Below are 23770 nucleotides of genomic sequence, written 5' to 3'. Positions count from 1 at the left end.
TCTGTTTATGCCCTGTCATACACAAACGGCATTGTTGCTTTTTGTTGTAGTCTTTTTGCCGCAATGCGCGGCAATCATCTTCAAATGTGCGTTTTAACCCGTTAGTCTGCCCAGATCGTACCGCCGAAGAATCTCTAACTAAAACGAGCCGGCCATGACTGATCTGTCCCGTACGCAAGGGTTCGCCAGCCAGGCCATGGACGTCCTGGAGGGACGCTTCTATCGTCCGCCACTGCCTGAAGGGCATGTGCCTCGGGCGCGTTTATGCCAGCGCTTGCAGTCGGGGCTGGGTGGCCGTTTGTTATTGGTCAATGCGCCAGCGGGATTTGGCAAAAGCTCGCTGGCTGTCGAGTTCTGCCAAGGCTTGCCCAACCATTGGAGCAGCCTGTGGCTGGGTTTGAGCCGCCGAGACAATGACCCCGGGCGCTTTCTTGAACGGCTGCTTGAAGGCTTGCAGCAGTATTGCCCGGCTCTGGGCGGCCAGGCCCTTGGCCTGCTGAAGATGCGGCAGCGCCATCAACCCTTCGCCTTTGAAGAGTGGCTGGACGGTTTGCTCGATGAGCTGGCTCAACATCTGCAGCCGCACAATCCGTTGTTGCTGGTACTGGATGACTATCATCTGGCACAGGGCCCGGTGCTCGATCGCTGCCTGCAGTTCTTCCTCAATCATCTGCCACCCGGGTTGGTCCTGTTGGTGACCAGCCGCTTGCGCCCGGATTGGCACTTGGCGCGCCTGCGACTGTCACGCCAGTTACTTGAACTTAGCGAACAGGACCTGCGCCTGACGCCCGAAGAGTCGCTGGCTGTATTGGGCCAGCAGCCCAGCGGCTTGCGCGGCCAGGCGCTGGACAACTTGATCCTGCGCAGCGACGGCTGGATTGCCGGGCTGCGTTTCTGGCAACTGGCGAGCAGCGAGGCGGGCGGCGACAGTGCCTTGCCTCAGGCCTTGCACGGTGGCGAGGGGCTGATTCGCGATTACCTGCTTGAAGAAGTGATCGACATTCTGCCCGCCGAGGTTCAGGCCTTTCTCAACGACACGGCCTGCCAGGAACGCTTCTGCAGTGAACTGTGTGATGCCCTGCGTGAGAGTCACGATAGCGCCGAGATCATCGCTTACCTGCAGACGCATCAGGTGTTTCTGGTGCCACTGGATGAAAATGGTCGTTGGTACCGATACCACCATCTGTTTTCCGACCTGTTGCGCAGCCGCCAGCCCAGCCTGCCACTCTCGAGCCTGCACCTGCGCGCCTGCCGTTGGTTTCACAACCAGGGCTTACTCGATGAAGCGGTAGAGCAGGCCTTGCGCGCCGGGCATCTGGATGTCGCTGCCAACCTGGTCCAGAACCTGTCGGAAGAGCAACTGCTGGCCGAGCAGAACGTCGGGATGTTGCTGCGCTGGAAGATGGACCTGCCCGACAGCCTGTTGATCAGCACACCACGGCTGATTGTGTTGTACAGCTGGGCCTTGGGTCTGGCCGGGCAGCTCGACGCGGCCGAAGAGCTGGCCAGTCATCTGACGCGCTTTTTGCCTGCGCCGTCGGCAACAGCTCAGCGCTCGATGCTAGCGCAATGGCTGGCGTTAAGCGGTGTCATCGCCCGTGGCCGTGGTGATCGAGAGCGCACCCGCGCCTATTGCATCGAAGCCCTGCGCAGCCTGCCGCAAAAACGCTATGGCCAGCGTCTGGTGTGTTTGTCGACACTCTCCAACCTGGCCATCGTCGAGGCTGACTTTTCACGGGCGCGCAGTTGCAACCGCGAGGCGCTGGAGTTGGCGCAGCGCGTTGGCAATCCGCTGTTTGAAGCCTTGGCACACTACGACCGTGCACGGGTGCTGCATGCGCGTGGTGAAGTGTTGCGCGCCCTGGATGAAGTGCACCAGGGCCTGCAGCGCTTGCAGGGATTATCGGCGCAGCGCCTGTATGCGGTGCGCGCGCGCCTGACCTTGTACGAGGGCTACTTGTTGGCCGCGCGTATGCAAACCCAAGCTGGCCGCAGCCGTTTACGTGCCGGTCTGGCCGAGGCGCGGGCTTGCCGTGATATCAGCGTGCTGATCGGTCATTGCGTGATTGCCTCAATGGATGGGCGCGAGGGGCGTTTTACCGAAGCCTTCACCGAGTTGGCCGAGGCTGAGCGGTTGATGCACATCTGGGATGTACCGCCGATTTTCTATCTGGCGATGATTACCCTGGTTAAATGCGAGCTCTGGTTGGGGCAGGGGCGTACTGACCTGGCCGAGTCTTGGTTGTTGCGCCTGAGCCAGACCTATAGCGGCCAGAAGGCGGCCGCAGCCCCCGAGTTTCATCCGCTGCTGGGGTTGCATATCGAACTGCAGCAGGCTTTGCTCGAACGTACTCAGGGGCGCCTGGCGCTGTCTGCGCAGCGCTTGCAAGCGCTGGTGGAACGCGGTCAGGCCAGTGGCGGGCAGTTACTGTGTGTGACGGCGTTGTGCCAATGGATGGGCTTGTTGCTGGCCAACAATAACGACTCGCAGGCCCGTGATCTGCTGGGATTGGCCCTGGAAGCCGGACGCGGTGGATCCTTGCAGGCGTTCCAGCGGTTGCTGCAGGAGCACCCGCAATGGTTACGTGAACAACTGCTGATACAACCCGCCAGCCCGACCCAGGCCAGCCTGCTGTCATTGTTACCGGCGGTGGATACCCCGGAAGTGTCCAACGGCAGTTGCGAAGCGTTGAGCGCCCGGGAGAAATCTGTGCTGGAGTTGATCGCCCAAGGCTGCTCCAACCAGGAAATCAGTGAGCGCTTGTTCATTTCGCTGCACACGGTCAAAACCCACGCCAGTCATATCAACAGCAAACTGGGTGTCGAGCGACGCACTCAGGCTGTTGCGCGGGCCAAGGCGTTGGGCTTGCTGGCCTGACGAGCGGATGTGCGGCCAGCAGGGGAGTTTCTGCTGTACTCTGTGGCAGGATCATTCCTGCTGGAGGCTCTGCCATGTTCCGTGTCTGCACTCTGGTGCTGTTGACCTGCGGGTTATCCACAACCCTAGCGCTGGCGGCAGACGGACCGTCATTCTCATGTGACAAGGCCGAAGGTGTGGCGCTCAAGGTGTGCCAAAGCCCCCAATTGAGCAAGCTCGATCGTGAGCTTGCGGCGCTCTACAAACGCGTGCTCGGGCAAGCCGACAGCGAGTCGCAAAAGCAGCTCAAGGCCACCCAGCGCGGCTGGATCAAGGGTCGTGATGAATGCTGGAAAGCCAGTGATGTCGATGCCTGCGTACTGGAGCAGTATCAGGTGCGTATCGTCAAATTGCAGATCCAGTCTGGCGCGGTACAGGTGCCCGCAGCCGTGGAGTTTGACTGCAACGACGACAGCAAAGCCTTTACCGCCGTGTTTTACAACACACTCGAGCCCCAGGCGGCAGTGCTCACGTATGGTGATGACCAAACCATCGCTATTGCCCAACCTTCGGCCAGTGGCAGCAAGTACGGTGCCCAGGGCGTCGAGTTCTGGGAGCATCAAGGCGAAGCGAAAGTGAAATGGTACGGCGCCGAACTGACCTGCCAGGTGGCGCGCTGAGCCAACACCGATGCCAGGCTTTACGCCGACCTGAGGATCGAAGATGATGGCTGCTTGCTATCATTTTAGAGCGCTTCGTGATGACGCAGACGCTGTACATCGTCGCGCCATGGATTGGTTTGGGGGTCGTGTCGATCCTGTGGGTACGTGCGTTGCTGCGCGGGCGTGAGCTCGGGCGGCAGTTGCGTGAATGCCGTCAGCATCTGGATACGCTGAGCGGGGGGCAAGCGCTGGGTAGCGCTGTGCTGCCAGAAGATATCGATCGCTACAAGCGCAGCCAGTATTTTGCCCGTATCGGTACCTGGGACTGGGATATCGATACGGAAAAGCTCTACTGGTCCGATGCTATTTATCCCATGTTTGGCTATCAGGTCGGGGAAATCGTCCCCAGCTATGAGCGCTTTTGCGCCAGCGTGCATCCGGATGACCGCGCCCAGGTGCGGGCCGGTGAATTGCGCTGCATTGCAACCGGTGAAAACCACGATGAGGAGTACCGCGTGGTCTGGCCCGACGGCAGTATTCGCTGGCTGCGCGAGACCGGAAACGTGGTATGCAACGCCCAGGGTGTGGCGGTAAAAATGATGGGCGTGGTTCGCGACATCACCGAAGAAAAAGCCTGGGCGAACCAGCTACATAACCTGGCCCACAACGATGTGTTGACCGGACTGCCCAATCGCCTGGTGTTCGAGCAGCGCCTGGCATTGGCCGTGGAGAAAGCCCGGCTGACCAACACGCGGGTGGCATTAGCCTTTCTCGACCTCAACGATTTCAAAGACATCAATGACCTTCATGGGCACGCCATTGGCGACCAGGTGCTGATGTTTGTCGCCAAACGGCTCAAGCAAATGCTGCGCACGGCCGATACTGTGGCCAGGATCGGTGGCGATGAGTTCGTGCTGATCCTTGAAGGGTTTTCTCCTGGGGAGGGCGTGGAGGAAGAAGTGCACCTGATTTGCAGCAATGTGATCGAGTCACTGGCGTTTCCCATGATCATTTCCAGTGAGATGTTGCAGGTGGGTACCAGCTTGGGAGTGGCGGTCTATCCCGATCATGCCGCAACGATGGACACACTGATTCACCTGGCGGACCTGGCCATGTATCAGGCCAAACGCAGCGGTGACAATCAGTTCCGCCTTGCCAACACAGGTGTCTGCGCATAACGCCAGGCACGAGCCCTTCAGGTCACGCCGGATTCACCCGCGAAGCCAGCCTGTGATTGTTGCGGTCTGTGCATCCTTTTTTTATTTGTCATGTCAGGTTGCGTGGATGCAGGTCTACAGCCAAAAAAGTTTTCTGATCGTCGACGATTTCTCGGATTTCCGCAGCTCTGCGCGCTCCATGCTGCGCGAGCTGGGGGTGCGTGATGTCGACACCGCTGACAGCGGTGAGCAGGCGCTGCGCATGTGCGCGCAGAAGCGCTATGACTTTATCCTTCAGGACTTTCACCTCGGTGATGGCAAGAAGAACGGCCAGCAGGTGCTTGAGGACCTGATCCTCGACAAGTTGATCAGCCATGAGTGCGTGTTTCTCATGGTGACTGCCGAAACCAGCCAGGCCATTGTTCTCAGTGCCCTGGAACATGAACCGGACGCCTACCTGACCAAGCCGTTCAACCGTATCGGCCTGGCGCAGCGTCTGGAAAAACTGGTGCAGCGCAAGACCTTGCTCAAGCCGATTCTGCAGGCCCTGGACCGCGGCCGCCCGGCCGAAGTGTTGGCCGCGTGCGCCGAGCTGTGCAAGAAAGACCCGCGTTTTGCGCCCCTGTGTTTGCGTTACCGTGCCGATGCATTGCGGGCGTTGAATCGGTACGACGAGCTGGAGAAGTTCCTCACCACCATTATCTCCAGCCGGGCCACGCCTTGGGCCTATGCGGCGCTGGGGAGCCTGCTGCACAAGCGCAACCAATTTTCCCAGGCCCAGGGCGTTTACGAGCAGGCTCTGAAGGCCTTCCCGATGATGCCGGGGCTCTACGACGGGCTGGCGGAAGTGTTGGTCGCGTTGGGAGAAACCAAGCGCGCTCAGGGTGTGCTGGAAGAAGCGGTGCGTTTGTCGCCGCTGGCGGTACGCCGGCAGATGATGCTGGGCAAGCTGGCGCTGGGCAATGACGACTTCGATACCTCGTCAAAAGCCTATCGGCATGCGGTCAACCAGGGGCAGAGTTCACGCTACAAAGACCCGGAGAGCAACCTCGGCCTGGTCCAGGCGCTGATGAACAAGAATGCCGGTAACGGCCTGGACGCGCGTACCCGCGTCGAGATCAACACGGTGCTCAGCGAAGTGGCCAAGGAAAACGTTGAAGACCAGGGTTTGCAGGTGCGTGCGCGGCTGATGAAAGCCGCCAGCCTGCAGCAGGCCGGTGATGCCGAAACCGCCGCCAAGCTGACCGAGCAGGCCATGGCCCGGCTGGACAAGATGGAGCAGTTTTTCTCTGTTGAGGCAGCCTTGGTGGTGGCGACCCAGTTGCAAAAGCTCGGACAGGAATCAGCTGGCACTTCGATTCTGAAAAGCTGTGTAGAGACCTACGGCGACGACCCCAAGGTGATGCAGAGCGTTTCGCGCTTGACCGATGACGCCTCTGTACTGGGGGCGGTAACCGAGGCTGTCGATCTTAACCGTCAAGGTGTGCGCAGCTATCAGGGCGGGCAACTCAGTGAAGCGCTGGGGCTGTTCCGCCGGGCCCTGAAGCTGCAGCCAAAGAACATCAGTATCGCCCTCAACACGGCTCAGGCGCTGTTGCGCATTGGCGGTGAAACACCACCAGAAGCCATCATGGACGAATGCCGCGCCTGCCTGACCTGCGTCGCCGGTATCCCCGAGAGCGATAGCCGTTACGAGCGCTACCGTAAACTGCACATTCGAGCCTTTGGCGCATGAACCAGAACAACCAGGGGCTGGATTTTTCCACGGTGATCGCCTCCACCGTACACGACATGAAAAACTCCCTGTCAGCCCTGACCCAGGCCCACAGCCAGTGGTTGGCACGCTTGCCAGAAGCGCAGCGCAGCGGCAGCGAGCAGGGGGTGATGGAGCATGAGTTCACTCACCTGAATGGCATGTTGGTGCAGTTGCTGGGGCTATACAAACTGGGCGTCAATCAATTGCCAATGTGTCCGGACTATCACGAGCTGGATGATTTCATCGAGGCGCAGTTGGCCGCCCAACAGAACCTGCTGCAGCACCGCGACATTCTTGCCAGCTGGCGCATCGAAACTGCCAGCCCGTTGGGCTTTTTTGACCGCGAGCTGGTGAGCTCAGTGGTGGCCAACATCCTCAACAATGCCATCCGCTATGCCGGTCACACCCTGTTGATCACGGTCAGCGAAGAAGGCGAGCAGTTGCTGTTGAGCATCAACGACGACGGCCCGGGTTTCCCGACCTATATGCTTGAACGCCAACACGACTATGTGCAGGGCATTGATGCGCAAAGTGGCAGCACCGGCCTGGGGCTGTACTTTGCCGCGCGTATCGCCGCGCTGCACGAGCGCAATGGGGTCAAGGGGCATATCGAGATTGCCAACGGCGGGCCGTTGGGCGGTGGGCTGTTCACACTTTACCTGCCGTAGGATCGCTCGCGGGGCAAGCCCGCTCCCACACCGGATGATCAAGACTGGTATCTCCCACCGTGTCTGCTCCACTGGTCGGCTTTCTTGCGCGCAGCTTGAAGCGCTGATGAAAGAGGTCTAGGTTTTTGATGTGGGAAAATTTCCCACGCAAAGAATTCAGAACAAGTCAAAACCAGTCCCGGCTTGATGTGGCGTTTCTCGCGGTGAATGACCAGGAGACGGAAGATGCAGACTTACCGGCTGTTCAACAAAGCTCTACTGGCGATGGCCATCGGCGGCGTGCTGTCGGCCTCCCTCGTTTTGATCCCCGATACGATTTCCCATAGCTCCAGCGCCTACGCCAAAGATGGTGGCGGCGGAGGTGGGGGACATGGCGGTGGCGGTGGCGGGGGTGGTCACGGCGGTGGTGGCGGTGGCGGCCATGGTGGCGGAGGTGGCGGCCACGGCGGAGGTGGTGGCGGCGGTCACGGTGGCGGCAGTGGTGGCGGTGGTCACGGCGGCGGCAGCGGAGGGTCAGGCGGCCATGGTGGAAGCGGCAATGGTGGTGGCCATGCTGGCAACGGCAGTGGTAGCAGCGGTGGCAGCGGTCATAGCGGCAGCGACCATGGCGATGCCGGGCAAGGGCACGCCAGCAACTCGAACTCCGGGCGCAGCAGCAACCATTCAGAGCCTGGTGATGATCATGGCAATCACGCTCGTGGTGAGCCCGGTGATGACCATGGCAATCATGTGGGTGGTGAGCCCGGCGATGACCATGGTAATCATGTTGGCGGCGAACCTGGCGACGACCATGGCAATCACGTGGGCGGTGAGCCTGGCGATGACCGTGGTGAGCATGTGGGTGGCGAACCGGGTGATGACCGTGGCAATCACGTCGGCGGCGAACCTGGTGACGACAACGGCAGGAGCTGATTGAAGGCAATGCAAGCACCAACGCTTCCTCCTTCGCTATTGAGCGCTTTGCGACGTGTCATGCGGCCTCTGGTGCGGCTGATGCTTCGCAAAGGCGTCACCTATACGGTGTTCGCCGACCTGCTCAAGGAGGTCTTTGTCGATGTGGCTGACCGCGAGTTTCGTCTGGACGACAAAGCCGCGAGTGACAGCCGCATCAGCTTGCTCACCGGCGTCCATCGTAAGGATGTCAGGCGCCTGCGTCATGAAGGCGATACGGCGAGCATGGCGCTGCCGGAGAACATTACCCTGGGTGCGCAGTTGGTCAACGCCTGGACCAACTGCGCACCGTTCTGCAAGCAAGCCGGCCAGGCGTTGCCTCTACCGAGGTTGGCCAGTGTTGGCGGCGAGGCCTCTTTCGATGCATTGGTGGCGCAGGTCAGTACCGACATTCGCGCGCGGGTGGTGCTCGACGAATGGTTGCGCCTGGGTGTGGTGCAGTTGGACGATCAGGATTGCGTGCACCTTCAGGCCCAGGCGTTTGTGCCACAGAAAGGCTTTGATGAGAAAGCCGCCTACCTGGGCCACAACCTGCACGACCACGCTTGCGCTGCGGTGCATAACCTGACTGAGCAGGCCCAACCCTTCTTTGAGCGCAGCGTGCACTACGATGCCTTGAGCCCAGCCAGTGTCGAAGCCTTGCGCGAGGTGGTGGCCGGTGACGGCATGCAGACGCTGCTCGGCTTCAGTCGGCTTGCCGCTGACCTGGAAGCCCAAGATCTGTCCAGCCTTGACCCGCGTCAGCGCATCACCATCGGGCTGTATTTCTACACTGAGCCCACTTCACCGACGGCGCCTGATCCATGACCTCGCCTCTGCGCCGTTTTCACACCGTTGCCATGGTCCTGGGCTTCGCGTTGAGCCTGGGGCTGCCTTCATGGGCTAGTGCAGCGCCAGCGTGCATCAGCCGCGATGAAGTGGGGATGACCGACGCTGCCGGCGTACAGGCGCCTGGTGGAATTGGCGGAACCGGAGCCCGGCCTGGGGGCACAGGCGGTACCGGTATCGACTACGACGATGGCGGGGTCGGTGGCAGTGGTGCACCGCAACAGCTGCGTCCCGGTGGAACCGGCGGTACCGGTATGCCGATCGGCTCACCCGGCGGCAGTGGTGGCACCGGGATCGTCGGCACCATCACCGGGTTTGCCTCCATTTGCCTCAACGGCATGGAAGTGCACTTCAGCAAAGATGTACCCGTGAGTGAAAACGGCGTTGCCTCCAGCGCGGAACACTTGGCCATCGGCCAGGTGGTTGCCGTGGAATCGTTCGCCACCCAGCGCGGCCTGCAGGCTGGGCGGATTGCAATTCTGCACGTGTATGAGGGGCCGCTGACCGCGTTGCCCGGTGCTTCAACGCCGCTGCGGGTGATGGGCCAACCCGTGCGCCTGGCCAATGGTGCACGGGTGGCGCAAGGACTGCGCCCCGGTGAGCCGGTCAAGGTCAGTGGGCTGCGTAGCGCCAATGGCGAGGTTGTGGCCAGCCGCATCGAGCGTGCGCCGGGCCTCAAGGCGGCCAGTGCGATTGGCTCGATTGACCGCAACGGAAGCCTCCAGGGGCTGAAACTGGGCAGCCGCGTTGCAGCGGCGCCGGAAGTGCTGGTGCGTGGCCAGTGGTCAGGGCGTCAGCTGGAAGTGGCGCAAACCCGGACTGATCCAAGCCTGCCATTTGCCGGTCGGGTCCGCGACGTCGTGGTTGAAGGCCTGGTGCAAGGTCGACAGGATCGGCGCCTGGTAGTGGGTGGCTTCAACGTGACGCTGGGGCGCGACACGGTGTTTGTCGGTGAACAGCCCACGGCGTTGGCCCTGGATCAGCGCGTGCGGGTAAGTGGCGTGCTCAGCGGCGCACGGGAGGTGCGCGCAACTCGCGTCGAGCTTCATGCTGACCGTGTCGAGACACCGGCTGGCGATCGCTCCGGACGAAACAATCACTCGGACGACGACAGCGAACAGCGCACGGACAACTCTGGAAGCGGTAGCAGCGATCACAGCGCTGAGACTCAGAGCGTGCGTAGCGACAGCAGCCATGGTGGCGATGAGCGCAGTGGGCGTGAAGACGATGGCAAGGTCGACGCTGTGGATAACTCCGGAAAGTCAGAACGCGTCGAGAAAGTGGAAACGACCGAGAAAGAGGACCACAGCGGGCGGCCGGAAAAGATCGAGAAAGCTGAAAAGGTCGAGAACGCAGAGAAAGTCGAAAAGCCTGAGAAGGTCGAGAAGGCGGAGAAGGTCGAAAAGCCCGAAAAGGTTGAGAAAGTAGAGAAGGTCGAAAAACCCGAGAAGGTTGAGAAAGTAGAAAAGGTCGAAAAACCCGAGAAGGTTGAGAAAGTAGAAAAGGTTGAAAAGCCCGAGAAGGTTGAGAAAGTAGAAAAGGTCGAAAAACCCGAGAAGGTCGAGAAAGTCGAAAAGGTTGAAAAGCCCGAGAAAGTGGAAAAAGCCGAGAAGGCCGAGAAAGTAGACCGCCCGGAGCGTTCGGATCATTAGAAGCCAGCACAGGGGTCAAATTAGCAACTAGGCTGGGTAAGCCCGACAGTGTTTCTGCTGAGACCTTGAGGTGACGATGAGACCCACGCTCACATTGCTTGCCAGTCTGTTTTTCAGCCACGGCGCCGTAGCCGATACCTTCAGCACAGCCATTGGCCTCGATTATTCAAGTGGTGACTATGGCACCGAGACCACCTCGGAAATCTGGTACGTCCCGGTAGTGGGCAAGTATGAAACCGGCCCGATGACCTACAAGGTCACCGTGCCCTGGTTACGCATCACCAATCCCGAAGTCGGGCCGGATGGCGACCCGTTACCGGGTGGTTGCCGAGATGTGGAAAGCGGTTTGGGCGACACCGTCGCCAGTGCCGGTTACGCCCTGCTCGATGGCAGTGAAGGCGGTGTGCTGGTCGACTTGATCGGCAAGGTCAAATTCCCCACCGCAGATGAAGACCAATGCCTGGGCACCGGTGAAACCGACTACACCGCTCAGGTGGATATTGCCAAGGCATTCGGTCCGGTGACCGGCTTCGCCACCTTGGGCTGGAAAAAGTATGGCGATCCCCCTGACAGTGATTTCGACGACCCGGTGTTTGCCGGTCTGGGTTTCGTTACCCCGGTGGCGGTACGTACCACGGCGGGGGCTTCCTATGACTGGCGCCAGAAAGTCGTTTCTACCGGTTCACAGATTCAGGAACTCACCCTGTTTGTCACCCATAAGCTCAGCCAGCAGTGGAAGGTCCAGCTCTATGCGGTCAAGGGTTTTTCCGACGCCAGCCCGGATGCCGAGGGTGGATTAATGATTTTTCATGCGTTCTGATCGGCCCGGCGCCTTGTGTACAATGCCTGCCAACGCGTCAGGCGAAACAGCACAATTTCACAGGAACACCCCATGCAAGCCGGAAAACCCTCGCTCATCCGCGAAACCTTCCCGGTCGGGCCGTTGCAGTGCAACTGCACCATTATTGGCGACCCGATCAGCAAGAAAGCCATCGTTGTCGACCCGGGCGGCAATCATGAGCAGATCCTCGCGCGTCTGGACGCTCATGGTTTGAAGGTGGTGAGCATCATCCACACCCACGCTCACCTGGATCATTTCCTTGCCTCCGGGCAGTTGAAGGAAAAGACCGGCGCCACCTTGCACCTGCACAAGGATGACCAGTTCCTCTGGGATAACCTTGAAATGCAGTGCCAGATGTTCGGTGTGCCCTACACGCCTGTACCTGCGCCAGACCGTTGGCTGGCCGATGACGAAGAGCTGGCCTGTGGTTGCGGAGTCGCCTTGCACACGCCTGGGCATACACCGGGCTCGATGAGTTTCTGGTTCGCCGATGCCAAGTTGCTGATCGCTGGCGACACCATGTTCCGCCGCGGGATTGGCCGCACGGATCTGTGGGGCGGAGACCACGCCACCATCGTTCGTTCGATCAAACAGCGCCTGTACACCCTGGATGAAGACGCCACGGTGGTCACCGGCCACGGCCCCGATACACGCCTGGGTGATGAAATGCGCCAGAACCCGTTCGTTCGCGCCTGAATCGCCAGGGAATTTTTCCACTATTTTGCAATCCAAGCCTGGCATACAACCGCTATCCGGTTTGCCGCACTTTCGAATTACAGTAGGAGCTTGTCCATGTTCACCATGCGTCGTTTGATTATCGTCGCTACCGTTGCCGCCCTGATGACTGGCTGCGCTGGCCAGAACCCTTACAACGAGCAGGGTCAGGCGCAACAAGGCTCCACCGGAATGAGCAAAACCGCCAAGTACGGCGGTCTGGGTGCGCTGGCCGGTGCCATTGCCGGTGCCGCGATCGACCATAACAACCGTGGTAAAGGTGCACTGATCGGTGCTGCCGCCGTCGGTGCCGCTGCCGCAGGCTACGGCTACTATGCCGACAAACAAGAAGCGGCCCTGCGTGCAAGCATGGCCAACACCGGCGTTGAAGTGCAGCGTGAGGGCGATCAGATCAAGCTGATCATGCCTGGCAACATCACCTTCGCGACCGACTCTGCGAACATCGCACCGAGCTTCTACTCGCCGCTGAACAACCTGGCCAACTCCTTCAAACAGTTCAACCAGAACACCATTGAAGTGGTCGGCTACACCGACAGCACTGGCAGCCGCCAGCACAACATGGACCTGTCGCAACGCCGTGCGCAATCGGTGGTGTCCTACCTGACCTCGCAGGGCGTCGATGCCAGCCGTGTATCTGCCCGCGGCCTGGGCCCGGACCAGCCGATTGCCAGCAACGCCGATGCCAATGGCCGTGCGCAGAACCGTCGGGTAGAGGTCAACCTCAAGCCGATTCCTGGTCAGCAGTACCAGTAAGCGTCACGCACAACGAAAAGGGGAGCTTAGCTCCCCTTTTTTTTTGGCATTGCTGCATGCCCCCAGCAGATGACTGCCGGTAGGAGCGGGCTTACCCCGCGATCGCGGGCTGTCAACCACATCGCATCGCGGGGCAAGCCCGCTCCTACCAGGGAAGGTCAAACTCAGTGTTTGGTGGTGATCTTCAGCACATCGGTAAACACCATGTCGACGGTCTGACCGACCTTGAGGTTTTTCATCCGCGACTGCAGTTCCGGATCTTCAACCTTCACCACTTTCTGCGGGCCATCAGGCGGCAGCAGGGTGACTTCGTGTTCTTTCAGGTCGATCTTGGTGATCTTCGAGGTGACTTTGACCTGACGGAACGCTTCGCCACCAGGGTTGGGGTTGTCTTTGGTGGCGCGAATCACACCAGCTTCTTTGCTCACCCCTGGCTCACCGCCAACCTTGGTGTCCAGCACAGTCGCGACCGAGCGATTGACCTTGATGTTAACCAGATCACCCACCTTGAGGTTATGCAGGTCTTTGGCGTTTTCACTCAGCTGGATCGGCACCTGGCTGTCGTTGGGGCCGGCGACCGTTACCAGGCGTTTATCCACATCGACGGCCAGTACCTTGGTGTCGACGATTTTCTCACTAGCAACGGCGTCGATCAGTACATCGTCTGCCTGCACCGAAAAACTCGCGGCAGTCATGAGGGTGGCAAGCGCGACAGCGTGGGTCAGGGTGCGCAACGGTTTCATAGGCTTACTTTCCGTGTGAGGGCTGATGAAGCCAAAAGCATAGATGCTCCTGACAGACTCACACGCGGTTGTTTTGTCGCAGCTGAGTCAGCAGGGCGTCTTTGTCTTGCCACAGCTGGTTGATCCATTGCTGAAAGGCCAGGCGATAGGCCTCATCCTGGTCATAGTTGCGGCCGAGAAACGCCTGCGGAATCGGCAGTTCTTCAATATGCACGACGATGTGCTTCACCCGCCCGCACAGTAAGTCCCAGAACCCCGGCGCACCGGCAGGGTAGTGCAGGGTGACGTTGATGATCGACTGCAATTGCTCACCCATGGCATCCAGTACAAAGGCGATGCCACCGGCTTTGGGCTTGAGCAGGTGCTGATAGGGCGACTGCTGCTGGCGATGTTTTTCAGGCGTGAAGCGGGTGCCCTCGGCAAAGTTGAAAATGGCCGTAGGCTTGCCGCGGAATTTTGCGCAGGTGCGACGGGTAGTTTCCAGGTCTTTGCCGGCCTTCTCCGGGTGCTTGGCCAGATACGCTTTGGAATAGCGCTTCATGAACGGGAAGCCCAAGGCCCACCAGGCCAGGCCGATCACCGGCACCCAGATCAAGACCTGCTTGAGGAAGAATTTCAGCGGGCGAATACGCCGGTTCAGCACGTACTGCAGCACCAGAATGTCGACCCAGCTCTGGTGGTTGCTGGTGATCAGGTAGCTGTGCTGGTAATCCAGGCCGCTCAGGCCTTCAACCTGCCAGCGGGCCTTGCCCAGCAGGTTGATCCAGGCATTGTTGTTGCTGATCCAGGTTTCATGAATATGGCGCATCAACTCGTCGGTCAGCCGTTGTGCTGGCGCAAACGGCAGGCACAACTTGAACAGGCTGACGATGAACAACGGGGTGCAGCAAACGATGGTGTTCAGCCCCAGTAGCAGCGAGGCAATGACCCCGCGCAGTGGCGCGGGTAGAAATCCGAGCATGTTCAACTATCCAATGAGCGGTTGGCCTGAATCGCGGTCAGGGCAATGGTGTAGACGATGTCATCGACCTGGGCGCCGCGTGGCAGGTCATTGACCGGTTTGCGCAAGCCCTGGAGCATCGGCCCGAGGCTGACGCAATCGGCGCTGCGCTGCACCGCCTTGTGGGTGGTGTTGCCGGTGTTCAGGTCGGGGAACACGAACACAGTGGCGCGGCCTGCGACCTGGCTGTTGGGCGCCAGTTCCCGGGCAATCTCCAGGTTGGCGGCGGTGTCGTACTGCAATGGCCCGTCGATCTGCAGGCTGCGCTGGGTTTCCTGCGCCAGCAGGGTGGCTTCGCGGACTTTCTCCACCTCTTCACCACTGGCCGAATCACCGCTGGAGTAGCTGATCATGGCAACCCGTGGGGTGATGCCGAAGGCTTCGGCAGAGTCGGCGCTTTGCAAGGCAATTTCGGCCAGTTCGTTGGCGCTGGGGTGCGGGTTCATCACGCAGTCGCCGTACACCAGCACCTGCTCGGGAAATAGCATGAAGAACACCGAAGACACCAGGCTGCAGCCCGGTGCGGTCTTGATCAACTGCAAGGCCGGGCGGATGGTGTTGGCGGTGGAGTGGACCAGGCCGGACACCAGGCCATCGACCTCATCCAGGGCCAGCATCATGGTGCCGATCACCACCGGGTCTTCCAGTTGCTGCTCGGCCATCGGCGCATTCAGGCTCTTGCTCTTGCGCAGGCTGACCATGGGTTCGACGTAGCGCTGGCGAATCAGGTCGGGGTCAAGAATCTCCAGGCCGTCGGGCAAGCTGATGCCTTGGGCCCGGGCCACGGCCTGAACATCGTCGGGCTTGGCCAGCAGTACACAGCGAGCGATTCCACGCGCCTGGCAGATAGCCGCGGCCTGCACGGTCATCGGTTCGGCGCCTTCTGGCAGCACGATGCGTTTGTTGGCCTGTTGAGCGCGCTGGATCAACTGATAGCGGAACACTGCTGGCGACAGGCGCAGCTCGCGCGGCGTACCGCAGCGCTGGTGCAGCCAGTCAGCGTCGAGGTAGCTGGCAACGAAATCAGTGATGATTTCCGCGCGCTCGCGGTCATCGACCGGAATTTCCTTGTTCAACTGGTTGAGCTGATTGGCGGTGTCGTAAGAGCCGGTGCTGACCGAGAGGATTGGTAGGCCGGCCAGCAGGGCGCCCTGACACAGTTCGAGAATGCGCGGGTCGGGTTTGCTGTCGCTGGTTAGCAGCAGCCCCGCCAGGGGCACACCGTTGATCGCGGCCAGGCTCACGGCAAGAATGATGTCGTCGCGATCGCCCGGGGTGACCACCAGTGTTCCGGGCTTGAGCAACGGCACGGTGTTGGCCACGGTGCGGGCGCAGATGATGATTTTGTTCATCCGCCGTTGTTCATAGTCACCGGCGTTGAGCACCTGGGCACCCAGCAGTTCGGCAACATCGCGGGTGCGCGGGGCGTTGAGGTCGGCCTGGTAGGGAATGCAGCCCAACAGGCGGAAGTCATCGCCGCGCAGGAGCGGCGAGTGTTCCTTGAGGCGTTCGGCGAACACACTCATGCTCTCATCGGTGCGCACCTTGTTGAGGATGACGCCGAGCACTTTAGGGTCTTTTGGCCCGCCAAACAGTTGTGCTTGCAACTCGACCCGGCCCGAGAGCTCGGTAAGCACTTCGTTTTCCGGTGCCGACACCAGAATCACTTCGGCATCCAGGCTTTTGGCCAGGTGCAGGTTGACCCTGGCGGCATAACTGGCGTGACGGGTCGGGACCATGCCCTCAACCACCACCACGTCCTTGCCGATGCAGGCTTGTTGGTACAGGGTGATGATTTCTTCCAGCAACTCGTCCAGTTGACCATCGCCCAGCATCCGCTCGACATGGGCCAGGCTCAGCGGCTGCGGTGGTTTCAGCCCGTGGGTGCGGGCCACCAGTTCGGTGGAGCGCTCGGGGCCGGTGTCGCCGGGATGCGGCTGGGCAATTGGCTTGAAAAAGCCGACTTTCAGCCCGGCACGTTCAAGGGTGCGGACCAGGCCCAGGCTAATAGAGGTGAGGCCGACACCAAAGTCGGTCGGCGCAATGAAAAATGTCTGCATGCGAGCTTCTCGAGGTGAGCTGTGCAAAAAGAATCAATTGCCAAGGGTATCGCTATCGGCACCCAACTGATAGGTGGGGGTGCTGTAGGAGCGGGCTTGCCCCGCGATAGCGATCGAACTGACACACCGCAATCGCAGGGCAAGCCCGCTCCCACCGGGACATGAGCATTTCCGTTTGTCCGGGTTGCGTTCGCTTTCAGGCGATGCGTTGGTTACACTTGTTGGTTCTACATTCTTATGCAAAAGGTCTCGCCCCATGCTGATCGCCGCCAACAAGGCTGTCTCCATCGACTATACCCTGACCAACGACGCTGGTGAGGTCATCGACAGCTCCGCCGGCGGCGCTCCGCTGGTTTACCTGCATGGCGCAGGCAACATCATTCCAGGCCTGGAAAAAGCCCTGGAAGGCAAAGCTGCCGGTGACGAGCTGGAAGTCGCCATCGAGCCGGAAGACGCCTACGGCGAATACCTGGCTGAACTGGTCAGCACCCTGAACCGCAGCATGTTCGAAGGCGTCGACCAACTGGAAGTCGGTATGCAGTTCCACGCTTCCGCGCCAGACGGTCAAATGCAGATCGTGACCATCCGTGATCTGGACGGCGACGACGTGACTGTCGACGGCAACCACCCACTGGCCGGTCAGCGCCTGAACTTCAAAGTCAAAGTCGTCAACATTCGTGACGCCAGCGAAGAAGAAGTGGCTCATGGCCACGTCCATGGCGAAGGTGGCCATCACCACTGATTTTCTGCGCTAAGCTCAGAGAGTCGCGAAGGCGTCCGGGCAAGTTTGTCTCTCTCCTGCAGGAGAAGACGGCTTGGCAGGGCGCTTTTTTAATGGGCTGGTGCTACTGATTGCAGCCCGCAGCGGCAACCGGGATCTGGAGAGGGAGTACGTCATGAGTGCATTTCACGACCTGAAGTTGCAGGCGCTGAATGGCCAGGAGTTGCCTCTGGCGCCGTTCAAGGGCCAGGTAGTGCTGGTGGTCAATGTCGCCTCCAAGTGTGGCCTGACCCCGCAATACGCAGCATTGGAAAACCTGTATCAGCAGTACAAAGGCAAAGGCTTCAGTGTGCTGGGTTTGCCGTGCAACCAGTTTGCCGGGCAAGAGCCAGGCACTGACGATGAAATCAAGCAGTTTTGCAGTGTGAATTACGGTGTGACGTTCCCGTTGAGCAGCAAGCTGGAAGTCAACGGCACCGAGCGTCATCAGCTCTACCGTTTGCTGGCCGGTGAAGGTGCCGAGTTCCCTGGGGACATCACCTGGAACTTCGAAAAATTCCTGGTTGGCAAAGATGGCCGGGTGCTGGCGCGCTTCTCGCCACGCACTGCGCCGGATGATTCGACCGTGGTGCAGGCGATCGAGAAGGCTCTGGCCTGATGCGCTGATCGCGGGGCAAGCCCGCTCCTACGGGGTTGGTGGGAGCGGGCTTGCCCCGCGATGCTGTTAAATCACTCAAATCAATAGTACTGGGCCACACTGACGGCTCACCCTATCCTCAGGCGCATTCCTACTTCTCTGGAGCGCCGCATGTCTGCCACCGCACTGTTCACCCCTGTTCAACTGGGCACCCTTGAGCTGCCGAGCCGCGTGGTCATGGCACCCATGACCCGTACTTTCTGCCCGGGCGGCGTGCCGCATGGCAAAGTGGTCGAATATTACCGCCGCCGTGCTGCCGCCGGTGTCGGGTTGATCATTACGGAAGGCACCACAGTCGATCACAAAGCGGCCAACGGCTACCCGAATGTGCCGCGTTTCCATGGTGAAGACGCGCTGGCGGGCTGGAAAAAGGTCGTCGATGCCGTGCACGCCGAAGGCGGTCGCATCGTTCCGCAACTCTGGCATGTGGGCAGTGTGCGCCGCCTCGGTACCGAGCCAGACGCCAGCGTGCCGGGCTACGGCCCAAGCGAGAAGGTCAAGGACGGTCAGTTGGTGGTCCAAGGCATGAGCCGCGAGGATATTGGCGAAGTGATCGAGGCTTTTGCCCAGGCCGCACGCGATGCGCAACGCATTGGCATGGACGGCGTGGAAATTCACGGCGCCCACGGTTACTTGATCGACCAGTTCTTCTGGGCGGCCAGCAATCAGCGTACCGATGAATACGGTGGTGACCTGGCCGGGCGCTCGCGGTTTGCCATTGAGCTGATCCAGGCCGTGCGCGCAGCGGTGGGCCCGGACTTCCCGATCATTTTCCGTTTCTCGCAGTGGAAACAGCAGGACTACAGCGCTCGCCTGGTTGAAAGTGCCGATGCGCTGGGCGCGTTTCTGCAGCCGCTGGCAGACGCTGGTGTGGATATCTTCCACTGTTCTACCCGACGCTTCTGGGAGCCGGAGTTCGAAGGCTCTGAGTTGAACCTGGCCGGCTGGACGCGCCAGCTCACCGGCAAACCGACCATCACTGTGGGCAGCGTGGGCCTGGACGGCGAGTTCCTGCAGTTCATGGTTGCCACCGACAAAGTGGCGCAACCGGCCAGCCTGGAAAACCTGCTGACGCGCTTGAACAACGATGAGTTCGACCTGGTGGCGGTGGGGCGGGCGTTGTTGGTCGATGCCGATTGGGCAGCCAAGGTGCGCGATGGTCGCGAACAGGACATTCTGCCCTTCAGCCGCGAGGCGTTGACGACTCTGGTTTGATCGCCAGGGTTGCCGCAGGCTGGAGCGCCGGGGCGCTTCGGCCTGGCTGGCAGGCATCGCGCAAGTGGCCTTCAAACTGCTCGATGATGCTCGGCCAGCCTTGCCGGCTGGCATGGCAGCGGGCGTTCAAGCGCACCCTGCGCAACGCTTCGGCGTCTTCCAGCAACCAGTTGCAGGCATCAATGAAGGCATCTTCATCACCGGGCATGGCCAGCGCGCCGCTATGGCCGTGTCGAATATGCTGGGCAGCAGCGGCTTGATCGTAGGCCACCACCGCCAGGCCTGAGGCCAAGGCTTCGAGCACTACATTGCCAAAGGTTTCAGTGAGGCTGGGAAACAGAAAGATGTCGCCCGAGGCATAGTGTTCTGCCAGCGTTTCATCGCGCTGAGCGCCGCAGAACAGGGCATCGGGTAATTGTTTTTGCAGGGCACTGCGCTGTGGCCCGTCACCGACCACAATCAATTTGATATGCCGCTGTGGATAACTCTGCTGCGCTGCGTGCAGGCAGCGCTTTAGCAAGCCAAGGTTCTTCTCCGGCGCCAGGCGTCCGACATAGATCAGGGCGATATCATCATTGCCCAGTCCCCATTGTTCTCGCAGGGCCTGGCTGCGCCTGCCGGGATTGAACAGTTGGCTGTCAACGCCACGGGCGGTGAGCGTCAGGTTGTCGAAGCCACGGCGTTCCAGCTCCAGGCGTTGGCTGACACTGGGCACCAGCGTGGTGTGTGTGCGCCGATGAAACCAGCGCAGGTAATGGGTCAGCAATCGGCTCAGCAACCCCAGGCCATACTCGTTGGAGTATTGATGGAAGTTGGTGTGAAAGCCGCTGACCACGGCGATTCCCAGCCGACGTGCCGCACGTAAAGCGCTCAGCCCCAATGGCCCTTCGGTGGCAATGTACAGCACATCCGGGCGCTGCCGACGCCAGCGCCGCATCAGCTTGTGCATCGAAACCTGCCCCCACTGCAAACCCGGATAGCCGGGCAGCGGCCAGCCGTGACAGAGCAGGCGCGGCTGGTCGTCGTCCGTCAGAGGGTCACTCGCCTGGCGTGGGCGTACCAACTCGACCTGATGGCCGCGCAGGCGCAGACCTTCGCTCAGGTGCCACAGGGTATTGGCCACGCCGTTGATCTCGGGCGGATAGGTTTCGCTGATGAGGGTGATGTGTAGGGAGGGTGCGCTCATGGCCACCAGTTTCAGCGGCCAAAATTGCGCTGCTGTGACGTAATTGTGACTAATTCATGACGCCCGATTTTCGGCGTTTCCGGCTGGAAAAAAATCCCAGGAAAGTGCTCAAGAATGCCCGGTATTCAGCCGATGCAGAGACATTCGAATGACCGATTTCGCTCCAGGAGAGCGTTGATGTTCAACAGCAAACTGAAAAAAGAAAACCTCCAGCTGCGCGAAGAGCTGCTGTCGATGGAGCAGGTCAAAAGCAGCCTTGATAGCGAGATGCTGGTGTTGCAGCTCGATCCTCAAGGGCGAATCGAATCGGTTAACAGCAATTTCGAGAAAGAGATGCTGTACAGCAGTCATCAATTGATCGGACGCAACATCGAAGAAATCGTACCGGCTCACGTCAAGCAGCTGGATTTCTACCAGCGGATGAAAACCGCCATCACCCGTGGCGAACACCTCAACGGTGCCTTCCGCCTGCTGCGTGGCAACGGTCAGGAGGCCTGGTTGCGCTCGATTCTGCAGCCGGTGAAGAGCGGCGAAGGGCGCTTGAAGTATTTCACCCTGCACTCCAGCGACCTTACCCGCACCATCGAGTCTTCGCGTGAGCATGAAAGCCTGATCAAGGCGCTGATGCGCTCTACGGCGGTGATCGAATTCAACCTGCAAGGTGAGGTTCTGACCGCCAATGATCGCTTCCTGCAGACCATGGGCTATCGCCTGGAACAGGTGGTCGGCAAACACCACCGTATGTTCTGTGAACCGGAAGAGGCCAACTCCACTGCCTACCAGGCGTTCTGGGACAGGTTGCGCCGTGGCGAGTTCATTGCCGAGCGCTTCAAACGTGTGGATGCGCATGGCCGCGTCGTTTGGCTGGAGGCTTCTTACAACCCGATCATTGATGCCCATGACGTGCTCTACAAAGTGGTCAAATTTGCCACCGTGATCACGGATCAGGTCAATCAGGAAATGGCCGTCGCTGAAGCAGCCGATATTGCCTACAGCACCTCGGTGGAGACCGATACCAGCGCGCGCAAGGCTACCGATGTGGTGACCCAGACCGTTGAAGTAATGCGCGGCCTGGAGTCGTACATGCAACAGGCTGCCGATGGCATTCAGGCACTGGACAAACAGTCTCAGGTGATTGGTTCGATCATCAAAACCATCAGCGACATTGCCGGGCAAACCAACTTGCTGGCGCTCAACGCCGCCATTGAAGCCGCCCGTGCTGGCGAACAGGGCCGCGGCTTTGCCGTGGTGGCCGACGAAGTACGGCAACTGGCGTCGCGCACCAGCAGTGCCACTGAAGAAATTGCCCGGGTGGTGCAGCAGAACGAGCAACTGGCCAAGGCCGCGGTGGACATCATCGACAGCAGCAAACGCCAGGCTGAGCAAGGCCTGACCCTGGCCGGAGAGACCGGCACGGTGATTGTCGAGATCCAGGAAGGGGCAATGAAAGTGGTGAATGCGGTGGGGCAGTTTTCCAACCAGCTAAGTAACTAATCACCGCCTGTAGGAGCGGGCTTGTTGTGGGAGCGGGCTTGCCCCGCGATTGCGGTGTGCCAGCCACATCGCTTCGCGGGGCAAGCCCGCTCCCACAGGGCGCGCAGGTTAGCGCTCGCGCACCCAGAACAGCGTGGCACCCGCCACGGCGGCCGGCATCATCAGGATGTTGACGAACGGAATCATCAACGCCAGGTAGGTGATGCCGCCAAAACCCAGGCTCTGCCAGCGCTTTTCGCGCAGCCAGGCAAGCATGTCCTGCCAGCTCATCTTGTGGTTATCGGCCGGGTAGTCGATGTATTGGATGGCCATCATCCAGATACCGAACAGCAGCCACAACGGTGCGGCAACGATGTTCACCACCGGAATCAGCGACAGGATGAACAGCGCCAGTGCCCGTGGCAGAAAATAGCCCAGCTTGCGCGCTTCGCGGCCCAGGGTGCGTGGCACCATGGCGGCCAGTTCACCCCAGCTGAAAGCGGGGAAGTCATCGGTGCCGCGCACCACCACTTCGACCTTTTCCGCAAGAAAGCCATTGAACGGCGCAGCAATGATGTTGGCCAGCATGGTGAAGGTGAAGAACACCATCAAGGCCACCAAGGCGACAAACAATGGCCACAGCAGGTAATTGAGGAAACTCAGCCAGCTCGGCAGGCTGGGCATCAAGGTATCGACCCAGAGGCTGAACTGATGGCCAGCAAAGTAGATCAGGCCGACGAACAGCAGCAGGTTGACTGCCAGTGGCAGTAAGACGAACAGGCGCAGGCTCGGGCTCAGGACCAGTTTCAGTCCTTCACGCAGGTACTGAGGGCCAGAGAGGACAGGGGCTTGCATAGAAGGCTCCGGGTAAAGGCAAACGCGCTGACCTTACCGAGTTTGAGCGGTTGACGAAAGCACGTCGCAATCTGGGAAACGGGCTGTAACAAAAGCTCGTCACTCTGGCGAAGCGGGCCTCATAGACAAACAGCTGCAGCCCTTACTGATGAATAGAGCGGGCCTATAAGGTGGATTGTCTAAGGATATTTCCTTAATCTCTGCGGCCTCGCTAAAGTGCGCACATCTTTTCAACGCCTTCGAATTCTAATCTTCAAGGAGTTTCCATGAGCATTCTGGTCAACAAGCAAGCCCCTGATTTTGATGCGGCGGCGGTGCTGGGCGACGGTTCGATCGTCGACAGCTTCAAGCTTTCCTCCCTGCGCGGCAAATATGTCGTGTTGTTCTTCTGGCCGCTGGACTTCACCTTTGTCTGCCCGTCGGAAATCATTGCCCACAACAACCGCATGGACAAATTCCGTGAGCTGGGTGTGGAAGTGGTTGGTGTTTCCATCGACTCGCAATTCACTCACCACGCCTGGCGCAGCACGCCGGTCGAGAAGGGCGGGATCGGTGAGGTCGAGTTCACCATGGTTGCCGACGTCAAACACGAAATCACCCGTGCCTACGGCATTGAGCACGAAGACGGCGTTGCCCTGCGCGCTTCGTTCCTGATCGATCAGCAAGGTGTGGTTCAGCACCAGGTCGTCAACAACCTGCCGCTGGGCCGTGAAGTTGACGAAATGATCCGTCTGGTAGAGGCCCTGCAGTTCACTGAACAGCACGGTGAAGTCTGCCCGGCTGGCTGGCGTAAAGGCCAGAAAGGTATGAAGGCCGATGCCAAGGGCGTTGCCGACTACCTGGCAGAGAACGCTGCCAGCCTGTAAGGCTGCGGTTTAACGGTTTTCAGAACCTGCGGCTCAAAGCCTTCCCCAAGTGCTTCGCAGGTTCTTTTTTATTCCAGCCGGCGATCCCGGCAAT

At 60.1% G+C, this 23770-nt stretch carries 21 protein-coding genes and 1 pseudogene; 16 read left to right on the top strand and 6 right to left on the bottom strand.

The window, feature by feature from the left end:
• The first annotated feature begins 154 nt into the window (after window positions 1-154).
• From ACP6KB_RS23560 to ACP6KB_RS23510, 11 genes are all read left to right on the top strand, one after another.
• Window positions 155-2878 carry a LuxR C-terminal-related transcriptional regulator gene (locus tag ACP6KB_RS23560; protein WP_442109702.1) on the top strand — a complete coding sequence of 908 codons (2724 nt, stop codon included), beginning with the start codon at window positions 155-157 and terminating at the stop codon, window positions 2876-2878.
• A 74-nt stretch (window positions 2879-2952) separates the two neighbouring features.
• Entirely contained in the window at window positions 2953-3537 is a 585-nt protein-coding gene (locus ACP6KB_RS23555; RefSeq protein WP_442109700.1) for an MliC family protein, read from the top strand.
• A gap of 80 nt (window positions 3538-3617) precedes the next feature.
• Complete coding sequence (locus ACP6KB_RS23550) at window positions 3618-4697, top strand: diguanylate cyclase domain-containing protein (RefSeq protein ID WP_442109698.1); 1080 nt, start codon at window positions 3618-3620, stop codon at window positions 4695-4697.
• A 106-nt stretch (window positions 4698-4803) separates the two neighbouring features.
• Window positions 4804-6411, top strand: coding sequence for a response regulator (locus tag ACP6KB_RS23545; protein ID WP_442109696.1), 1608 nt, complete (start codon window positions 4804-4806; stop codon window positions 6409-6411).
• Window positions 6408-7100, top strand: a complete 693-nt coding sequence (locus tag ACP6KB_RS23540; protein ID WP_442109694.1) for a sensor histidine kinase — start codon at window positions 6408-6410, stop codon at window positions 7098-7100. The genes ACP6KB_RS23545 and ACP6KB_RS23540 overlap by 4 nt, the downstream gene beginning before the upstream one ends.
• A gap of 225 nt (window positions 7101-7325) precedes the next feature.
• Window positions 7326-8012 carry a hypothetical protein gene (locus tag ACP6KB_RS23535; RefSeq protein ID WP_442109692.1) on the top strand — a complete coding sequence of 229 codons (687 nt, stop codon included), beginning with the start codon at window positions 7326-7328 and terminating at the stop codon, window positions 8010-8012.
• 9 nt (window positions 8013-8021) lie between these two features.
• On the top strand, window positions 8022-8858 hold the full coding sequence (locus ACP6KB_RS23530; protein WP_442109690.1) for a DUF6502 family protein: 837 nt from the start codon (window positions 8022-8024) through the stop codon (window positions 8856-8858).
• Window positions 8855-10531, top strand: coding sequence for a DUF5666 domain-containing protein (locus tag ACP6KB_RS23525; RefSeq protein WP_442109688.1), 1677 nt, complete (start codon window positions 8855-8857; stop codon window positions 10529-10531). Before ACP6KB_RS23530 ends, ACP6KB_RS23525 begins: the two co-directional genes overlap by 4 nt.
• A 76-nt stretch (window positions 10532-10607) precedes the next feature.
• Complete coding sequence (locus ACP6KB_RS23520) at window positions 10608-11351, top strand: hypothetical protein (protein WP_442109686.1); 744 nt, start codon at window positions 10608-10610, stop codon at window positions 11349-11351.
• A gap of 72 nt (window positions 11352-11423) precedes the next feature.
• Entirely contained in the window at window positions 11424-12068 is a 645-nt protein-coding gene (locus ACP6KB_RS23515; protein WP_442109684.1) for an MBL fold metallo-hydrolase, read from the top strand.
• A 96-nt stretch (window positions 12069-12164) separates the two neighbouring features.
• Window positions 12165-12860: an OmpA family protein gene (locus ACP6KB_RS23510; RefSeq protein WP_442109682.1), complete on the top strand. Its 696-nt coding sequence runs from the start codon at window positions 12165-12167 to the stop codon at window positions 12858-12860.
• A gap of 164 nt (window positions 12861-13024) precedes the next feature.
• On the opposite strand, the gene ACP6KB_RS23505 is transcribed toward ACP6KB_RS23510, so the two are convergent.
• From ACP6KB_RS23505 to ACP6KB_RS23490, 4 genes and pseudogenes are all read right to left on the bottom strand, one after another.
• Window positions 13025-13603, bottom strand: a complete 579-nt coding sequence (locus ACP6KB_RS23505) for a hypothetical protein (protein ID WP_442109681.1) — start codon at window positions 13601-13603, stop codon at window positions 13025-13027.
• Window positions 13604-13661: 58 nt separating this feature from the next.
• On the bottom strand, window positions 13662-14564 hold the full coding sequence (locus tag ACP6KB_RS23500; protein ID WP_442109679.1) for an acyltransferase: 903 nt from the start codon (window positions 14562-14564) through the stop codon (window positions 13662-13664).
• Window positions 14565-14566: 2 nt separating this feature from the next.
• Entirely contained in the window at window positions 14567-16663 is a 2097-nt protein-coding gene (gene pta / locus ACP6KB_RS23495) for a phosphate acetyltransferase (protein WP_442109677.1), read from the bottom strand.
• 171 nt (window positions 16664-16834) lie between these two features.
• Window positions 16835-16951 (bottom strand): annotated as a pseudogene (locus ACP6KB_RS23490) (DUF3565 domain-containing protein); the annotation flags it as partial.
• Here ACP6KB_RS23490 and ACP6KB_RS23485 point away from each other — a divergent pair.
• From ACP6KB_RS23485 to ACP6KB_RS23475, 3 genes are all read left to right on the top strand, one after another.
• Entirely contained in the window at window positions 16920-17405 is a 486-nt protein-coding gene (locus tag ACP6KB_RS23485) for an FKBP-type peptidyl-prolyl cis-trans isomerase (RefSeq protein WP_128322723.1), read from the top strand. The pseudogene ACP6KB_RS23490 and the gene ACP6KB_RS23485 overlap by 32 nt on opposite strands.
• Window positions 17406-17559: 154 nt before the next feature.
• Window positions 17560-18042: a glutathione peroxidase gene (locus tag ACP6KB_RS23480; protein ID WP_442109674.1), complete on the top strand. Its 483-nt coding sequence runs from the start codon at window positions 17560-17562 to the stop codon at window positions 18040-18042.
• Between the two features lie 150 nt (window positions 18043-18192).
• Window positions 18193-19296: an NADH:flavin oxidoreductase gene (locus ACP6KB_RS23475; RefSeq protein ID WP_442109672.1), complete on the top strand. Its 1104-nt coding sequence runs from the start codon at window positions 18193-18195 to the stop codon at window positions 19294-19296.
• Here ACP6KB_RS23475 and ACP6KB_RS23470 read toward each other — a convergent pair.
• On the bottom strand, window positions 19265-20482 hold the full coding sequence (locus ACP6KB_RS23470; RefSeq protein WP_442109670.1) for a glycosyltransferase family 4 protein: 1218 nt from the start codon (window positions 20480-20482) through the stop codon (window positions 19265-19267). The genes ACP6KB_RS23475 and ACP6KB_RS23470 overlap by 32 nt on opposite strands.
• 177 nt (window positions 20483-20659) lie before the next feature.
• Here ACP6KB_RS23470 and ACP6KB_RS23465 point away from each other — a divergent pair, with 177 nt between their 5' ends.
• Window positions 20660-21976 carry a methyl-accepting chemotaxis protein gene (locus ACP6KB_RS23465; protein WP_442109668.1) on the top strand — a complete coding sequence of 439 codons (1317 nt, stop codon included), beginning with the start codon at window positions 20660-20662 and terminating at the stop codon, window positions 21974-21976.
• Window positions 21977-22084: 108 nt separating this feature from the next.
• Here ACP6KB_RS23465 and cysZ read toward each other — a convergent pair whose 3' ends face one another.
• Complete coding sequence (gene cysZ, locus ACP6KB_RS23460; protein ID WP_442109666.1) at window positions 22085-22810, bottom strand: sulfate transporter CysZ; 726 nt, start codon at window positions 22808-22810, stop codon at window positions 22085-22087.
• 266 nt (window positions 22811-23076) lie between these two features.
• On the opposite strand from cysZ, the gene ACP6KB_RS23455 reads away from it, so the two are divergent.
• Window positions 23077-23676, top strand: a complete 600-nt coding sequence (locus tag ACP6KB_RS23455) for a peroxiredoxin (RefSeq protein WP_442109664.1) — start codon at window positions 23077-23079, stop codon at window positions 23674-23676.
• The last annotated feature ends 94 nt before the right edge of the window (window positions 23677-23770 follow it).

The sequence above is a fragment of the Pseudomonas sp. NUPR-001 genome, assembly GCF_052147955.1.
In the GTDB taxonomy this organism is placed as follows: Bacteria; Pseudomonadota; Gammaproteobacteria; order Pseudomonadales; family Pseudomonadaceae; genus Aquipseudomonas.
Note: the sequence above shows the minus strand (reverse complement) of the source record. Positions and strands in the feature narration are given on the sequence as shown.

Bases quoted from the DNA above. Each gene is read 5' to 3' on its own strand.
- ACP6KB_RS23560 (WP_442109702.1), top strand. From the start codon at position 155: ATGACTGATCTGTCCCGTACGCAAGGGTTCGCCAGCCAGGCCATGGAC.
- ACP6KB_RS23555 (WP_442109700.1), top strand. From the start codon at position 2,953: ATGTTCCGTGTCTGCACTCTGGTGCTGTTGACCTGCGGGTTATCCACA.
- ACP6KB_RS23550 (WP_442109698.1), top strand. From the start codon at position 3,618: ATGACGCAGACGCTGTACATCGTCGCGCCATGGATTGGTTTGGGGGTC.
- ACP6KB_RS23545 (WP_442109696.1), top strand. From the start codon at position 4,804: ATGCAGGTCTACAGCCAAAAAAGTTTTCTGATCGTCGACGATTTCTCG.
- ACP6KB_RS23540 (WP_442109694.1), top strand. From the start codon at position 6,408: ATGAACCAGAACAACCAGGGGCTGGATTTTTCCACGGTGATCGCCTCC.
- ACP6KB_RS23535 (WP_442109692.1), top strand. From the start codon at position 7,326: ATGCAGACTTACCGGCTGTTCAACAAAGCTCTACTGGCGATGGCCATC.
- ACP6KB_RS23530 (WP_442109690.1), top strand. From the start codon at position 8,022: ATGCAAGCACCAACGCTTCCTCCTTCGCTATTGAGCGCTTTGCGACGT.
- ACP6KB_RS23525 (WP_442109688.1), top strand. From the start codon at position 8,855: ATGACCTCGCCTCTGCGCCGTTTTCACACCGTTGCCATGGTCCTGGGC.
- ACP6KB_RS23520 (WP_442109686.1), top strand. From the start codon at position 10,608: ATGAGACCCACGCTCACATTGCTTGCCAGTCTGTTTTTCAGCCACGGC.
- ACP6KB_RS23515 (WP_442109684.1), top strand. From the start codon at position 11,424: ATGCAAGCCGGAAAACCCTCGCTCATCCGCGAAACCTTCCCGGTCGGG.
- ACP6KB_RS23510 (WP_442109682.1), top strand. From the start codon at position 12,165: ATGTTCACCATGCGTCGTTTGATTATCGTCGCTACCGTTGCCGCCCTG.
- ACP6KB_RS23505 (WP_442109681.1), bottom strand. From the start codon at position 13,603: ATGAAACCGTTGCGCACCCTGACCCACGCTGTCGCGCTTGCCACCCTC.
- ACP6KB_RS23500 (WP_442109679.1), bottom strand. From the start codon at position 14,564: ATGCTCGGATTTCTACCCGCGCCACTGCGCGGGGTCATTGCCTCGCTG.
- pta (WP_442109677.1), bottom strand. From the start codon at position 16,663: ATGCAGACATTTTTCATTGCGCCGACCGACTTTGGTGTCGGCCTCACC.
- ACP6KB_RS23485 (WP_128322723.1), top strand. From the start codon at position 16,920: ATGCTGATCGCCGCCAACAAGGCTGTCTCCATCGACTATACCCTGACC.
- ACP6KB_RS23480 (WP_442109674.1), top strand. From the start codon at position 17,560: ATGAGTGCATTTCACGACCTGAAGTTGCAGGCGCTGAATGGCCAGGAG.
- ACP6KB_RS23475 (WP_442109672.1), top strand. From the start codon at position 18,193: ATGTCTGCCACCGCACTGTTCACCCCTGTTCAACTGGGCACCCTTGAG.
- ACP6KB_RS23470 (WP_442109670.1), bottom strand. From the start codon at position 20,482: ATGAGCGCACCCTCCCTACACATCACCCTCATCAGCGAAACCTATCCG.
- ACP6KB_RS23465 (WP_442109668.1), top strand. From the start codon at position 20,660: ATGTTCAACAGCAAACTGAAAAAAGAAAACCTCCAGCTGCGCGAAGAG.
- cysZ (WP_442109666.1), bottom strand. From the start codon at position 22,810: ATGCAAGCCCCTGTCCTCTCTGGCCCTCAGTACCTGCGTGAAGGACTG.
- ACP6KB_RS23455 (WP_442109664.1), top strand. From the start codon at position 23,077: ATGAGCATTCTGGTCAACAAGCAAGCCCCTGATTTTGATGCGGCGGCG.